Here is a 15,114-nt window from a genome sequence, read left to right on the forward strand (position 1 = left end):
CGTGAAACCACGCCGGTGGGCTGACGCACTGCCGTGTTTTATCGTATCATTCCCGCTCCACAAACCGCACCCAGACCCCCATGATTTTTCCCACGCAATTTGATGTAATTGTTGTTGGTGGCGGCCATGCCGGCACTGAGGCCGCGCTCGCCGCGGCGCGTATGGGACGCAAAACCCTGCTGCTTAGCCATAATATCGAAACACTTGGGCAAATGTCATGTAATCCGGCTATCGGCGGGATCGGCAAGGGTCATCTGGTGAAGGAAGTCGATGCTCTGGGCGGCGCCATGGCGGCGGCCACTGACGAGGGCGGAATCCAGTTTCGCATCTTGAATTCAAGCAAGGGGCCAGCGGTGCGGGCAACGCGTGCTCAGGCCGATCGTTTGTTGTACAAGCAGTCCATCAGGGGACGCCTGGAAAACCAGCCCAACCTGTGGCTGTTCCAGCAGGCGGTTGATGATTTTACGCTTGCCGGCGATCAGATTACCGGGGTGGTTACGCAGCTTGGCTTGCGCTTCGAGGCTCGTGCTGTGGTGCTAACGGCAGGCACCTTTCTCGCCGGGCTGGTGCATGTTGGCCAGTCCAGCTATCAAGCTGGACGCGCAGGCGATCCGCCCTCTATCAGCCTCGCACATCGCCTGCGTGAATTGAAATTACCGGTTGGACGGCTTAAAACAGGTACCCCGCCACGTATCGATGGACGGTCCCTGGATTACTCGGTGATGACGGAGCAGCCGGGGGATGATCCGGCCCCCTTGTTTTCATTCCTTGGGTCGGCAAGCCGGCATCCGCAGCAGGTTTCGTGCTGGATCAGTTACACCAACGAACGCACGCACGACATCATTCGCAATGGCCTCGACCGCTCGCCGCTATATACAGGTGTAATCGAAGGCGTGGGGCCGCGCTATTGCCCATCCATTGAGGACAAGATCACGCGTTTTGCCGACAAGGACGCACACCAGATTTTTGTCGAGCCGGAAGGCCTTTCCACGCATGAAATCTATCCCAACGGTATATCCACAAGCCTGCCATTTGATGTGCAATATGCGCTGGTGCGTTCGATGCGTGGCTTCGAGAATGCTCACATTACCCGGCCTGGATATGCGATCGAGTACGATTATTTCGATCCACGCGGCCTTAAAAGCTCACTCGAAACCAAGGCTATCAAGGGATTGTTTTTTGCCGGACAGATAAACGGGACCACCGGGTACGAGGAAGCGGCCGCGCAGGGCCTGCTGGCGGGCATCAATGCCGGCCTGTTCGCTGCAGAAAAGGAGGCATGGAGCCCTGGCCGCGATCAGGCCTATCTTGGCGTGATGGTCGATGATCTGATTACGCGCGGGGTATCGGAGCCCTACCGCATGTTTACCAGCCGCGCGGAATACCGGTTGCTGCTCAGGGAAGACAACGCCGATTTGCGCCTGACTGAAATCGGGCGCGAACTCGGTGTGGTTGATGATGAGCGCTGGCGGAGCTTTACGGCCAAACGCGAAGCGGTTGCGCAGGAAAAGGAAAGGCTCAAGAGTACCTGGGTCAACCCACGTGTGGTCGATATCGCTAGCGCGGAACGCGTGCTCGGACAGGCGATGGAGCGTGAGTATTCGCTGCTGGATCTGTTGCGTCGCCCCCAGGTCACGTACCAATCCCTGTTAACCCTGCCTGGTTCGGGTGAGGGAGTCAGCGACCCAGAGGTGGCTGCGCAGGTAGAAATTCAGGCCAAATATCAAGGCTATATCGAACGCCAGCAGGAAGAAATCGAGCGGCACCATCATTACGAAGCGCTGCGTTTGTTGCCTGACATGGATTACAACAAGGTACACGGCCTTTCCATCGAGGTGAAGCAGAAGCTGGCGCAATACAAGCCGGAAACGCTGGGACAGGCGGCGCGTATTTCCGGCGTCACGCCGGCAGCCATTTCTCTCCTGCTTGTCTACCTCAAGCGCTCGCAAGGCCGGCCGGGGAGTAAAAATACATGAGTTTGGCGGGAAATCTTTCCGATGGGCTCACGCGGCTTGGGCTAGCGCTGACCGATGTGCAGCAGCGCCTGTTGCTGGATTACATTGCTTTATTACAGAAGTGGAACAAGGTCTACAACCTGACCGCCGTGCGCGAGCCGGAAAACATGCTTTATCAGCATCTGCTCGACAGCCTTGCGGTGCTGCCACATATCGGTGCGGGACGGCTGCTGGATGTTGGTACGGGCGGGGGGGTGCCCGGCATCGTGCTGGCAATCGCAAGACCGGAACTGGACATTACTTTGCTCGACAGCAATCAGAAAAAAACCACGTTTCTGCGTCAGGCCTGCATAGAGCTCGGGCTTAAAAATGTAAAGGTGGAGTGTCTGCGCGTGGATGACTATCAGCCAGCTCCTGCATTTGACATGGTAATTTCACGCGCCTTTTCCGAGCTTGGCGAGTTTGTCCGGCTATCGGCTCGCTTGTGTCGCCCAGGTGGAATATTACTGGCGATGAAGGGCGTCTATCCCCACGATGAGTTGGCTCAATTGCCAACCCAGTTTCTTCGGCATGAAGTTGTCCCGCTCAGTGTACCTGGGCTCGATGCGCAGCGGCATTTGGTAATCCTTAAGGTTTGACTATGGCCAGAATAATTGCAGTAACCAATCAAAAGGGTGGAGTGGGAAAAACGACGACTACCGTCAATCTTGCTGCCAGTCTTGCCGCAACCAAACGCAAGGTATTGTTGGTGGACCTCGATCCGCAGGGAAATGCCACCATGGGCAGCGGGGTTGAGAAGGATGGGTTGGAGCGCACGGTTTATCATGTACTGCTAGAGCAGAATAGTGTGGCCGAGGTGCGAGTACAGTCGACCAGCGGAAAATATGACTTGATCCCTGCCAATCGTAATCTGGCAGGCGCGGAAGTGGAGTTGGTGCAGGAGCTCGCGCGGGAGTGGCGGCTAAAGAAAGCCCTTGAAAGCGTGGTCTCCGAGTATGACTTCATCCTGCTCGATTGTCCGCCAGCACTTAATCTGCTGACAGTCAATGGCTTGTGTGCCGCGAGTGCCGTGATGATTCCGATGCAGTGCGAATATTACGCGCTCGAGGGCCTCAGCGATCTGGTTAAAACCATCAAGCGTGTGCGCGCACATCTGAACCCGCAACTGGAAATCGAAGGCTTGCTGCGAACCATGTTTGACCCGCGCAATACTCTGGCGCAGCAGGTTTCTGCCCAGCTTCTGCAACATTTTGGAGATAAGGTCTACCGTACGATAATTCCGCGCAACATTCGCTTGGCGGAAGCGCCCAGCTATGGCGTGCCTGTTCTGTATCACGATCGGGGTTCAAAAGGTGCCCAGGCATATCTGGCGCTGGCCGGTGAAATGATTGGCAAGCACAAGGCGGTAGAACAAGCGAGCGGCAGCAAACTTAAAGGGGTGATTTAGGGATGGTTAAATTCAAAGGATTGGGCCGCGGGCTTGATGCGTTACTTGCGGGTGACGACGGTGTGGAGGGGGAAACCCTGCAACAATTGGCAGTAACGGCTTTGCAGCCGGGAAAATACCAGCCGCGCACCCACATGGACCCCGAGTCATTGCAGCAACTGGCGGATTCAATCAGGGCGCAGGGCGTGATACAACCGGTATTGGTGCGGCCCATCGTGGGCGGACGTTATGAAATTATTGCCGGAGAGCGGCGCTGGCGCGCTTCCCAGTTAGCGGGCTTGAGCGAGATTCCCGCACTGATCCGCGAGATTCCGGACGAGGCGGCGCTGGCAATGGCTCTGATAGAGAATATCCAGCGGGAAAACCTTAATCCTCTGGAAGAGGCGCTGGGCATCCAGCGCCTGATCAACGAATTCAATCTGACTCACCAGGCGGCAGCAGAAGCGGTAAGCCGTTCGCGCAGTGCTGTGACCAATTTGTTGCGCCTGCTGAATCTTGCCCCGCGCGTGCAGGAAATGATGATGCAGAATTTGCTCGACATGGGGCACGCACGGGCGCTGTTAGGGCTAACCCAGGTCAAACAGATCGATGCCGCTCACGAAATCATCAACAAGGGGCTTTCGGTGCGAGAGGCGGAAAATTTGGCCAAGCGCCTGCTTAAGCCCGTTGATGAGCACAGATACAAGCCAGACCGTGACGTGATGCAGTTGCAGGAAACGCTTGCAGAAAAGATTGGAGCGCGTGTGACCCTGTCTGCGCGCAAGGGGGGCAAGGGCCGCCTCGTCATTGACTACGACAACCTGGAGCAGCTTGACAGCATCATCGCCAGGTTCTGAACCATTCAGCCCAGGCCGCCAATGTATAACCTTAACTTATTCAAGCATAAAGAAAGATTTGACGATTTCACGGGGGTATAATAAAATTCCTTGATTTTTCGCGGTGCTGAAGCATCTTGTACGCAAATCGTATCATGATGTATCAGGCTGCAGCAGCAGCGGTTGGCGCATCCCTGGCATACGTTTATTTGGGGGAGGCTGCGGCCGGGGCAGCGTGGTTTGGCGGTGTTGTGGCACTCTCGAATACGATGTTGCTGGCATGGCGTATGCGTTGCAGCGCCACTAAGGCGGCGCAGGATCCGCGCCGCGAGTTGGCCGGGCTTGTTCGTTCCAGTATGGAGCGATTTTTTATGGTCTCTCTGCTTATGGCGGTGGGGCTGGGATGGATGAAATTGATGCCGCTGCCCTTGCTGGCCGGCTTCGCCCTGGGGCAGTTAGCCTTGGTGGTTTCAACAATAATCAGTGGAATAGAGAAACAATAAATGTCTGGCGAAACACAAACCTCCGCAGAATACATCAAACACCACCTGCAAAACCTGACCTATGGACAACATCCGGACGGAAGCTGGGGTTTGGCGCATAGTGCTGAACAGGCCAAGGAAATGGGCTTCTGGGCGATCAATCTGGACACGACGATTATCGCTTTTTTGCTGGGATCGATTTTCCTGTTTTTCTTCGCCAGGGCGGCGCAGAAGGCCTCTGCCGGGGTGCCGACAGGGCTGCAGAATTTTGTCGAGTGGGTTGTCGATTTTGTCGACAACAGCGTGCGTGGTTCGTTTACTGCCAGAAACGATATGGTGGCTCCGCTCGCACTCACTATTTTCGCCTGGGTACTGTTGATGAATCTGATGGATCTGATGCCCATTGATTATCTGCCATTAATTGCCCACGCTGCCGGATTGCCTTTCCTTAAGGTTGTGCCCACAACCGATCCCAATGCCACATTTGGCATGTCCATCGCTGTTTTTGTGCTGGTCGTGTACTACAGCATCAAGATGAAGGGCCTGGGTGGTTTTGTCGGCGAACTCACGCTGCAGCCTTTCGGCAAATTCGGTTTGCCTGCCAACATTTTCCTCGAAGGTGTGAACCTGATTGCCAAGCCGGTTTCGCTGGCGCTGCGCTTGTTCGGCAACATGTATGCGGGCGAAATGATCTTCATCCTGATCGCGCTGATGGGCGCTTCCTGGGCTGGCGCAACTTTCGGCAGCTCGCTGCTGTTTGGTTCGCAGGTTGTCCTTTCTCTCGGCTGGGCGATTTTCCACATTCTGATTGTTACGCTTCAGGCCTTCATTTTCATGACGCTAACCATCGTTTACATGGATATGGCGCATCAGGAACATCATTAAAGATTTTTTAATTAGCAACTTAACTTTTAAATTAACAGGAGAAACAAATGGAACATGCACTGCTTTTTATCGCTGGCGCGATCATGATGGGCTTGGGCGCACTGGGTGCGGCTGTGGGTATTGGTATTCTGGGCGGCCGCTTCCTTGAGGGTGCTGCACGCCAGCCTGAGTTGATCCCTATGTTGCGTACCCAGTTCTTCGTGGTGATGGGTCTGGTAGATGCGGTGCCGATGATTGCTGTTGGTATCGCCATGTACGTCCTCTTTGCTGTGGCCGGCTAAGCTGCCTGTAATCAATAACTCAAAAAAGGTTCGTGCATGAATATCAATGCAACCCTTCTCGCACAAACGATCATGTTCATCATGTTCGTCTGGTTCTGCATGAAATTTGTTTGGCCGCCCATCATGCAGGCGCTGACCGAGCGCAAGAAGTTGATCGCCGATGGCCTGGCCGCCGGTGAACGCGGCAAGCATGAACTGGAGCTGGCTTCGCGCCGGGCGACCGAGTCCATGCATGACGCCAAGCAAAAAGCAGCGGAAGTGATTACCCAGGCAGAAAAACGCGCATCCCAGATTGTTGAGGAAGCAAAAAATACCGCCAGGGAAGAGGGCGATCGTCTGGTGGCTAGAGCGAAAGCGGAAATTGACCAGGAGGTCAATCGTGCGCGTGAATCTCTGCGGCAGCAGGTGGCCGAGCTGGCCGTTGCTGGTGCCGAGAAAATCCTGCGCCGCGAAGTTGATGCCAAGGCCCACGCCGAGTTGCTGACCGCGCTCAAGAACGAAATCTAGGCGGCAAAACTATGGAAATCGTTACGATTGCAAGGCCCTACGCTGAAGCTCTGTATCGCCTGGCAAGCCAGAAAGCCGCACAGGCTGAATGGTCGCGCATGCTCGAGGCCGCATCCGCGGTGGTGAGCGATGCCACGATGGGCGATGCCATTTCCAACCCCAGGTTCACCAGGGCAAATCTGGAACAGATTTTCCTTTCGGTAATGGGCAAGGAGCTGAACGAGGAAGGCAAAAATCTGATTTGTTTGTTGATCGAAAACGGTCGACTTGCACTGTTGCCCGTCATCACTAAAGAGTTCGAGAAGTTGATGGCGGAGCAGAGTGGCCAGATTGAAGCCGATATCGCCAGCGCCTTCCCGCTGTCCGATGAGCAGGTGAAAGAAATGGTTGGCATGCTTGAAAAACGCTTTTCACGAAAAGTGACGGTTCAGGTAAGCGTAGACCCTGAACTTATTGGCGGCGTGAAAATTAATGCCGGTGACGTGGTGATCGACGCATCCGTGCGCGGCCAGCTCAATAACATGACCTTTGCGCTCAAGCGCTAGGAGAGAAAAGAATGCAGTTAAACCCATCAGAAATCAGCGATCTGATCAAGAGCAAGATCGAAAATTTTGCTACTGCGGCAGAAGCGCGCAATCAGGGTACGGTCGTTTCTGTAACGGACGGTATCGTACGTATTCACGGTCTTTCCGGTGTGATGCAGGGCGAAATGCTCGAATTCCCGGGGAACACCTTTGGCCTGGCGCTCAATCTTGAGCGCGATTCTGTCGGTGCCGTGGTTCTGGGTGAATATGAGCACATCAGCGAAGGCGATACCGTCAAGTGCACGGGCAAGATTCTGGAAGTGCCCGTTGGCGAGGCGCTCATCGGTCGTGTGGTGAACTCACTGGGCCAGCCGATTGATGGCAAGGGTCCAATCGCAACAAGCGAAACCTCACCGATCGAAAAAGTGGCGCCGGGTGTGATTTCCCGTCAGTCAGTATCGCAGCCGCTGCAAACTGGCCTCAAGTCGGTTGACGCAATGGTGCCGATTGGCCGTGGTCAGCGTGAGCTGATCATTGGCGATCGCCAGACGGGCAAGACCGCTGTAGCCGTGGACGCCATCATCAATCAGAAAGGTACCGGCGTAATTTGTATTTATGTCGCTATCGGCCAGAAGGCTTCTTCTGTTGCCAACGTAGTGCGCAAGCTGGAAGAGCACGGGGCAATGGGCCATACGATTATTGTTGCCGCTACGGCATCTGATCCGGCCGCCATGCAATACATTGCTCCTTACGCGGGTTGCACCATGGGCGAGTACTTCCGTGATCGCGGTGAGGATGCGTTGATTGTTTACGATGATCTGACCAAGCAGGCCTGGGCCTACCGTCAAATTTCTCTCCTGCTGCGCCGCCCGCCAGGCCGTGAGGCTTATCCGGGCGATGTGTTCTACCTGCACTCTCGTCTGCTTGAGCGCGCTGCGCGTGTTAATGCGGACCATATTGAAAAGATTACCAACGGCGCTGTCAAAGGCAAGACCGGCTCTCTTACCGCATTGCCCGTGATCGAAACCCAGGCGGGCGACGTGTCTGCCTTTGTTCCAACCAACGTGATTTCGATTACTGACGGCCAGATCTTTCTGGAAAGCGATCTGTTCAATGCTGGTATCCGCCCTGCGATCAATGCCGGCTTATCTGTGTCCCGCGTTGGTGGCGCAGCGCAGACCAAGGCAATCAAGAAACTGGGCGGTGGTATCCGTCTGGCGCTTGCGCAGTATCGTGAACTGGCAGCATTTGCACAATTCGCATCCGACCTCGACGAAGCAACACGCAAGCAGCTGGAGCGCGGCAAGCTGGTAACGGAATTAATGAAGCAAAACCAGTACTCCCCGATGTCGATCTCTGAAATGGCGATCACCCTGTACGCCGTGAACAAGGGCTACATGGACGATGTGGACGTGAAGAAAGTTTTGGCTTTTGAAGCAGCCCTGCAGGCGTTTATGAAGAGCAAGCACGGCGCTCTGATGAACACCATCGAGAGCGAACGTGATGTAAGTGCCGACAGCGAGAAAACCCTGATGGGCGCAATTGACGAGTTCAAGGCCAGCTCGGTTTACTAAAGCCTCGTGAAACATAGACTTAGGACTCAATAATGGCGAGCGGAAAAGAGATTCGGACCAAGATCAAAAGTGTCCAGAATACACAGAAAATTACTCGCGCCATGGAAATGGTGGCCGCATCCAAAATGCGCAAGGCGCAGGAGAGGATGCGTGCTGCCCGGCCCTACGGCGAAAAAATTCGCAACGTGGCTGCTCACCTAAGCCATGCCCATACTGAATACAAGCATTCCTTCCTGATTACGCGAGATGTTGTGAAACGTGTCGGCGTGATCATGGTGACATCCGATAAAGGTTTGTGCGGCGGTCTCAATACCAATGTAATTCGAATGGTGCTGGGACAGATGAAAGAATGGGAAGCGGCGGGCAAACAAGTGGATTCCTGTGCGCTGGGTGGCAAGGGTTTTGGTTTTCTGCAGCGCATGGGCGGCAACGTGCTGTCCCATGTCACTGGCCTGGGTGATACTCCTCACCTGGAAAAGTTGATCGGTCCCATCAAGGTCATGCTTGACGCCTACATGGAAGGCAAAATTGACGAGCTGCACCTGTGCTACACCCGCTTCATCAATACCATGAAACAGGAACCGACGATGGAGAGGCTGTTGCCATTGTCCGGGGAAGATCTTGGCTCGGCGAAGGGGCACTGGGATTACATCTACGAGCCGGAAGCTAAATCAGTTATCGACGAATTGATGAGCCGCTATATTGAAGCGCTGGTTTATCAGGCCGTAGCTGAAAACATGGCATCCGAGCAGAGCTCACGCATGGTGGCGATGAAGGCCGCATCCGACAATGCCGGCAACGTCATTGACGAGCTCAAGCTGATCTACAACAAAACCCGTCAGGCGGCAATTACCAAAGAGCTGTCCGAAATCGTTGCCGGCGCAGCTGCCGTTTAAACGATCTTGAATTATCAAGCGGATCACAGAATCAATAGTATCGAGGATAGAAAATGAGCCAAGGTAAAGTGGTACAAATTATTGGGCCGGTAGTCGACGTGCAGTTTCCGCGCGATGCCATGCCCAAGGTGTATGACGCCTTAAAAATGGAAGAGGCGGGACTCACCCTTGAAGTTCAGCAGCAGTTGGGTGACGGCGTTGTACGCTCGATTGCGATGGGCACCACGGACGGTTTGAGTCGTGGCATGCTGGTGACGGGCACCGGTGCTGCAATTTCGGTTCCTGTCGGCATCAAGACTTTGGGCCGTATCATGGATGTGCTGGGGAACCCAATTGACGAAATGGGTCCAATTGGTCACGAAACCAGCTGGGGCATTCACCGCAATGCGCCGGCCTTCGACGAACTTGCCGCTTCCAATGAACTACTGGAAACGGGCATCAAGGTGATCGATCTGATCTGCCCGTTCGCCAAGGGCGGTAAAGTTGGCTTGTTCGGTGGCGCCGGCGTGGGCAAGACCGTGAACATGATGGAATTGATCCGCAACATCGCGGTGGAGCACAGCGGCTACTCGGTGTTTGCCGGTGTGGGTGAGCGTACCCGTGAAGGTAACGACTTCTACCACGAAATGAAGGAAGGTGGCGTGCTGGACAAGGTTTCCCTGGTTTACGGCCAGATGAACGAGCCGCCGGGCAACCGTCTGCGCGTGGCGCTGACCGGTTTGACCATGGCCGAGTACTTCCGCGACGAAGGCCGCGACGTGCTGCTGTTCGTTGACAATATTTACCGCTATACCCTGGCCGGAACCGAAGTTTCGGCACTGCTGGGCCGTATGCCCTCCGCCGTGGGTTACCAGCCAACCCTGGCAGAAGAAATGGGCCGTCTGCAGGAGCGCATCACCTCCACCAAGAAGGGTTCCATTACTTCCATCCAGGCCGTATATGTACCTGCGGACGATTTGACCGACCCCTCTCCAGCGACCACTTTTGCCCACCTGGATGCAACCGTGGTGCTGTCACGCCAAGTGGCCGAGCTGGGTATTTACCCTGCGGTCGATCCGCTGGACTCTACTTCTCGCCAGCTTGACCCGCTTGTCGTGGGTGAAGAGCACTACACCGTGGCGCGCGCTGTTCAGTCCACGCTGCAGCGCTACAAGGAACTGCGCGATATTATTGCGATTCTGGGTATGGATGAGCTTTCTCCGGAAGACAAGCTGGCTGTGGCCCGTGCGCGTAAAATCCAGCGCTTTCTTTCCCAGCCCTTCTTCGTGGCCGAGGTTTTCACTGGCAGCCCGGGCAAATTCGTTTCGCTCAAGGACACGCTTGCCGGCTTCAAAGGCATTGTAAACGGCGAATATGATCACCTGCCGGAACAAGCGTTCTACATGGTGGGCGGCATCGAAGAAGCTGTAGAAAAAGCGAAAACCATCCAGTAAAGGACGCCAGCCATGGCAATGACGATCCACGTAGACGTAGTAAGCGCTGAGCAGTCCATTTATTCCGGTGTGGCAGAGTTCGTTGCCGCTCCGGCAGAGGGCGGCGAGGTCGGCATTTACCCGCGCCACGCTCCGCTGATTTCGCGGATGAAGCCGGGAACGGTCCGGGTAAAAGTACCGGACCGTGACGAAGAGGAGCTATTTTTTGTTTCGGGTGGAATTCTGGAAGTTCAGCCACAGGTCGTAACCATTCTGGCGGACACCGCCTTGCGTGGTAAGGATCTGGACGAAGCCAAGGCGCTCGAAGCCAAACGCATGGCGGAAGAGGCGCTGAAGGATCGTTCTGCGTTAATGGACTACGCCAAGGCTGAAGCCGAACTGGCGGAAGCCGTAGCGCAGATCCGCGCAATTGACCAGCTTAGGAAGATTTCACGCCACTAAGCACGGTTATGAAGTTATTTTGAAAAGGCAGCTTTGGCTGCCTTTTCTATTTATAATCAGGTTTTAATCTCCAGTAACGACATGGCTCAAGCTCTCGATATCATTATTCTGGCTGCCGGCAAGGGGACTCGTATGCTTTCCGAGCGCCCCAAGGTGCTGCATGAACTCGCAGGGAAGGCATTATTGCAGCACGTGCTGGACACGGCAAAGGCACTCGACCCGGCGCTAATCTGTGTTGTTTACGGTTATGGCGGCGAAGCCGTACCGCAGGCGATAGCTGATTCGAGCATTAAAATGGTGAAGCAAGAGCCGCAACTGGGGACGGGGCATGCCGTTCAGCAGGTGCTGCCGCATCTGAGCGAGAAGCACGTTACCCTGGTGTTATACGGCGATGTACCGCTGATTAACCGTGAAACCCTGCGGCCACTGATCAGGGTTGCACAGGACAACAAAGTATCGTTGCTCACCATTGAAATGGAAAACCCTCAAGGCTACGGCCGGATCATCCGCGAGGGCGGCAAGGTCAAGCGCATCGTCGAGGAGAAAGATGCCTCGCCGGAAGAACGAAGGGTTACAGAGGTCAATACCGGGATCATGGTGCTGCCGAACCGGTTTCTCCCCGCTTGGCTGGCGGCCCTGAAGAATAGCAATGCGCAGGGAGAGTATTACCTGACAGACGTTATTTCTCTTGCCGCCAGCGCGGGCGTCGAAGTGGTAACGGCGCATCCCGCTCACCACAGGGAGGTGCTGGGTGTGAACAGTAAGGGTCAGCTGGCCCAACTGGAGCGCATGTACCAGCAAGAGCATGCCGCCAGGTTGCTCGACAGTGGCGTCACCCTGCTCGACCCACAACGGATTGACATTCGTGGTGAGCTTGTCTGTGGCCGGGATGTCGTTATTGATGTCAATTGCCTCTTCGAGGGAAGCGTAATACTTGGTGATGGCGTGAAAGTGGGCGCTAACTGCGTTCTGCGTGATGTCAATATAGGGCGCGAATGCAACATCGAGCCATTCAGCCTGCTGGAGAAAGCGTCAATGGGCGCGGGTTGCCGCATCGGACCCTTTGCGAGAATTCGGCCCGGAACCCAGTTGGCGGATGAAGTGCATATTGGAAATTTTGTAGAGGTAAAAAACAGTCAAGTCGGATTCAATAGCAAGATCAATCATCTCAGTTATGTTGGCGATGCCACGGTTGGTTCCAGGGTCAACGTGGGAGCGGGAACGATTACCTGCAACTACGATGGTGCGAATAAGCATAGAACGGTCATTGAGGATGGTGCTTTTATCGGTTCAGATACGCAACTGGTTGCACCAGTGAAAGTGGGAAAGGGCGCAACGATTGGCGCTGGCTCCACTATTACCAAGGACACTCCTGCGGGAGAATTAACCCTTTCCCGCGCAAAACAAATCTCTATCAGCGGGTGGCAGCGCCCGTTGAAGAAAGCCAAGGACTAAGTCATGTGCGGAATCGTCGGTGCCGTCGCGCAACGTAATGTCGTACCCATTCTGCTGGAAGGACTGCGCAGGCTCGAATACCGGGGATATGATTCGGCAGGGCTGGTGGTCCTGAACAAAGGCCTGCAACGCGTACGCAGTATAGGCCGCGTGGCGGAGCTGACGGCACAGGTTGGCCAGCAGCAAACCCATGGCCACCTCGGTATCGCTCATACGCGCTGGGCAACGCATGGCGCGCCGACAGAGGACAATGCCCACCCGCATGTCAGCCAGGACACGCTGGCGGTGGTTCACAATGGCATCATCGAGAACCACGAGGCCCTGCGCGAGAAATTGAAGGCTTTGGGTTATATATTCACCTCGCAAACCGACACCGAAGTTATCGTCCATCTGATTCACCATCACTATCATGCCAGCCGTGATCTTCTGTATGCAGTACGTACCGCCACATCCGAGCTGCATGGCGCATATGCCATCGGGGTGGTATGCACAGAATCGCCGCATCAGCTCGTGGCAGCACGCCGCGGTAGTCCCTTGCTGATTGGTCTGGGCATCGAGGAAAACTTTATCGCATCAGATGTGTCCGCCTTGCTGCCCGTAACGCAGAAAGTTATCTATCTTGAAGAAGGCGACATCGCCGACATCGGTCTGCTCGAAGTGAAGATAAGTGATTCTGACGGCAGGCTGGTTGAACGCAGTGTGCATATCTCGGAGCTCTCCGCTGATATGGTCGAACTCGGCAACTATCGCCACTTCATGCAAAAAGAAATCCACGAGCAGCCGCGGGCCATTGCCAACACCTTGCAGGCTGCGATGACGGCAGAGCACGTGTTGCCAAGCGTTTTTGGCCCGGATGCGGAAGCCATATTAGGGACGGTAAACGGAGTTCGCATACTTGCCTGTGGTACCAGCTATCATGCCGCCAAGGTGGCGGAATACTGGATCGAATCCCTGGCCGGCCTGCCATGCCGTGCGGAAATTGCCAGCGAATACCGTTATCGCGCCAGCGTGGCCGACCCGGACACACTGATTGTCACCCTCTCCCAGTCCGGCGAAACGCGCGACACCATAGATGCGCTGGTGCAAGCAAAATCGCTTGGCCACAAACATTCGCTGGCAATATGCAACGTTCCGGAAAGCGCGCTGGTGCGAAGCTCGGACCTTGTTTTTCTGACTCGTGCCGGACCTGAAATTGGTGTGGCTTCAACCAAGGCGTTTACTACCCAATTGGTTGCCTTGTTTCTCCTGACTTTGGTGCTTGGCCGCCTGCGCGGAAAAATAAGCGAAATACAGGAAAAAGCTTGGACGACGCAGTTGCGCGAGCTTCCTGGGCTGGTGCAGAAGGTGCTTAATCTGGAACCTGAAATCGCGGCGTGGGCGGAGCATTTTGCGGACAAACAGCATGCGCTGTTTCTGGGGCGTGGAGTGCATTATCCCATTGCCATGGAAGGCGCGCTGAAGCTCAAGGAAATCTCCTACATACATGCCGAAGCCTATCCCGCCGGCGAGTTGAAACACGGCCCGCTAGCCCTGGTCGACAAGGATATGCCGGTAGTGGCGGTGGCGCCGAACGACAGCCTGCTGGAGAAGCTCAAATCCAACCTGCAGGAAGTACGTGCGCGCGGCGGCGAACTCTATGTATTCGCCGATCTGGAAAGCAACTTCACGCCACAGGAGGGTTTGCGCCTGCTGCGCCTGCCTACGCATGCCGGACCCTTGAGCCCGATTATCCATACCGTACCGATGCAAATCCTGGCCTACCATGCGGCCCTATGCAAGGGGACGGACGTAGACAAGCCACGCAATCTGGCGAAATCGGTTACGGTGGAATAGGAAGGAAAGTGGAGCGGGTGAAGGGAATCGAACCCTCGTCGTAAGCTTGGGAAGCTTCTGCTCTACCATTGAGCTACACCCGCAGGCATAGCCGAATTCTACGTGGCTTCCTGCCTTTACTCAACAGCCGGAGCAGATCGAATATGCAGCAACGGGCAGGCGGGAGCACTTTCCCCTTGCCGGATGAAAAGACGATTGACTACGCCGGACCGCTATAAACCATGGCTCAAGACCGCAATCCCCTGACCCTGACTGCCACAACCGACCACCTGCGCCGCTTCGCCCCGTTCGACCGGATGGAGTGTTCGGAACTGGAATGGCTTTCCGAGCGGCTATCGATCGGCTACTACGGCAAAGGCGAAGTCGTGCTCTCACCCGACCAGGGCGAAGCCCCCACCTTCTACATCATCAAACAAGGCGTCGTACAAGGCGAACAAGGCGTCGTCCAGGCCCAGGACGACAGCGCCTGGCTCGAACTGCACGAAGGCGAATGCTTCCCGCTCGGCGCATTGCTATCGAAGCGCCCCGTCACCAGCACCTACCGTGCCCGCTACGACCTCTTCTGCTACCAACTCAGCGCGGCCGA

At 55.5% G+C, this 15,114-nt stretch carries 16 protein-coding genes and 1 tRNA gene; 16 read left to right on the forward strand and 1 reads right to left on the reverse strand.

Features of this window, described 5'->3' with window-relative positions:
* The first annotated feature begins 80 nt into the window (after positions 1-80).
* The 15 genes from mnmG to glmS all read left to right on the forward strand — a co-directional run bounded on the left by mnmG (position 81) and on the right by glmS (position 14,528).
* The gene (gene mnmG, locus WC392_04595; GenBank protein MFA5241642.1) at positions 81-1,976 is read left to right on the forward strand and encodes a tRNA uridine-5-carboxymethylaminomethyl(34) synthesis enzyme MnmG; all 1,896 of its coding nucleotides are present in this window, start codon (positions 81-83) and stop codon (positions 1,974-1,976) included.
* Entirely contained in the window at positions 1,973-2,593 is a 621-nt protein-coding gene (gene rsmG / locus WC392_04600) for a 16S rRNA (guanine(527)-N(7))-methyltransferase RsmG (protein MFA5241643.1), read from the forward strand. The genes mnmG and rsmG overlap by 4 nt, the downstream gene beginning before the upstream one ends.
* Before the next feature lie 2 nt (positions 2,594-2,595).
* Complete coding sequence (locus tag WC392_04605; GenBank protein ID MFA5241644.1) at positions 2,596-3,402, forward strand: AAA family ATPase; 807 nt, start codon at positions 2,596-2,598, stop codon at positions 3,400-3,402.
* A gap of 2 nt (positions 3,403-3,404) precedes the next feature.
* Positions 3,405-4,238, forward strand: coding sequence for a ParB/RepB/Spo0J family partition protein (locus WC392_04610; GenBank protein ID MFA5241645.1), 834 nt, complete (start codon positions 3,405-3,407; stop codon positions 4,236-4,238).
* Positions 4,239-4,372: 134 nt separating this feature from the next.
* Positions 4,373-4,720, forward strand: a complete 348-nt coding sequence (locus WC392_04615) for an ATP synthase subunit I (protein MFA5241646.1) — start codon at positions 4,373-4,375, stop codon at positions 4,718-4,720.
* On the forward strand, positions 4,721-5,584 hold the full coding sequence (gene atpB, locus WC392_04620; GenBank protein MFA5241647.1) for a F0F1 ATP synthase subunit A: 864 nt from the start codon (positions 4,721-4,723) through the stop codon (positions 5,582-5,584).
* A 47-nt stretch (positions 5,585-5,631) separates the two neighbouring features.
* The gene (atpE, locus tag WC392_04625) at positions 5,632-5,865 is read left to right on the forward strand and encodes a F0F1 ATP synthase subunit C (protein ID MFA5241648.1); all 234 of its coding nucleotides are present in this window, start codon (positions 5,632-5,634) and stop codon (positions 5,863-5,865) included.
* Between the two features lie 36 nt (positions 5,866-5,901).
* A complete protein-coding gene (locus WC392_04630) occupies positions 5,902-6,372 on the forward strand; it encodes a F0F1 ATP synthase subunit B (protein ID MFA5241649.1) in 471 nt (156 codons plus the stop codon).
* Positions 6,373-6,383: 11 nt separating this feature from the next.
* Entirely contained in the window at positions 6,384-6,917 is a 534-nt protein-coding gene (locus WC392_04635; GenBank protein ID MFA5241650.1) for a F0F1 ATP synthase subunit delta, read from the forward strand.
* A gap of 11 nt (positions 6,918-6,928) precedes the next feature.
* Positions 6,929-8,470 carry a F0F1 ATP synthase subunit alpha gene (gene atpA / locus WC392_04640; protein MFA5241651.1) on the forward strand — a complete coding sequence of 514 codons (1,542 nt, stop codon included), beginning with the start codon at positions 6,929-6,931 and terminating at the stop codon, positions 8,468-8,470.
* A gap of 32 nt (positions 8,471-8,502) precedes the next feature.
* Positions 8,503-9,366: a F0F1 ATP synthase subunit gamma gene (gene atpG / locus WC392_04645; GenBank protein ID MFA5241652.1), complete on the forward strand. Its 864-nt coding sequence runs from the start codon at positions 8,503-8,505 to the stop codon at positions 9,364-9,366.
* Positions 9,367-9,419: 53 nt separating this feature from the next.
* A complete protein-coding gene (gene atpD / locus WC392_04650) occupies positions 9,420-10,799 on the forward strand; it encodes a F0F1 ATP synthase subunit beta (protein MFA5241653.1) in 1,380 nt (459 codons plus the stop codon).
* A gap of 12 nt (positions 10,800-10,811) precedes the next feature.
* The gene (locus WC392_04655; GenBank protein ID MFA5241654.1) at positions 10,812-11,240 is read left to right on the forward strand and encodes a F0F1 ATP synthase subunit epsilon; all 429 of its coding nucleotides are present in this window, start codon (positions 10,812-10,814) and stop codon (positions 11,238-11,240) included.
* Between the two features lie 81 nt (positions 11,241-11,321).
* Complete coding sequence (gene glmU, locus WC392_04660; GenBank protein MFA5241655.1) at positions 11,322-12,695, forward strand: bifunctional UDP-N-acetylglucosamine diphosphorylase/glucosamine-1-phosphate N-acetyltransferase GlmU; 1,374 nt, start codon at positions 11,322-11,324, stop codon at positions 12,693-12,695.
* A gap of 3 nt (positions 12,696-12,698) precedes the next feature.
* Positions 12,699-14,528, forward strand: coding sequence for a glutamine--fructose-6-phosphate transaminase (isomerizing) (gene glmS, locus WC392_04665; GenBank protein ID MFA5241656.1), 1,830 nt, complete (start codon positions 12,699-12,701; stop codon positions 14,526-14,528).
* 9 nt (positions 14,529-14,537) lie between these two features.
* On the opposite strand, the gene WC392_04670 is transcribed toward glmS, so the two are convergent.
* Positions 14,538-14,611 (reverse strand) — tRNA-Gly (locus WC392_04670).
* A 138-nt stretch (positions 14,612-14,749) separates the two neighbouring features.
* On the opposite strand from WC392_04670, the gene WC392_04675 reads away from it, so the two are divergent.
* Positions 14,750-15,114: prohead protease (locus WC392_04675; protein ID MFA5241657.1), on the forward strand; the 365-nt coding region annotated here is incomplete at its 3' end.

The sequence above is a fragment of the Sulfuricella sp. genome (assembly GCA_041651995.1).
Classification (GTDB): Bacteria; Pseudomonadota; Gammaproteobacteria; order Burkholderiales; family Sulfuricellaceae; genus Sulfurimicrobium.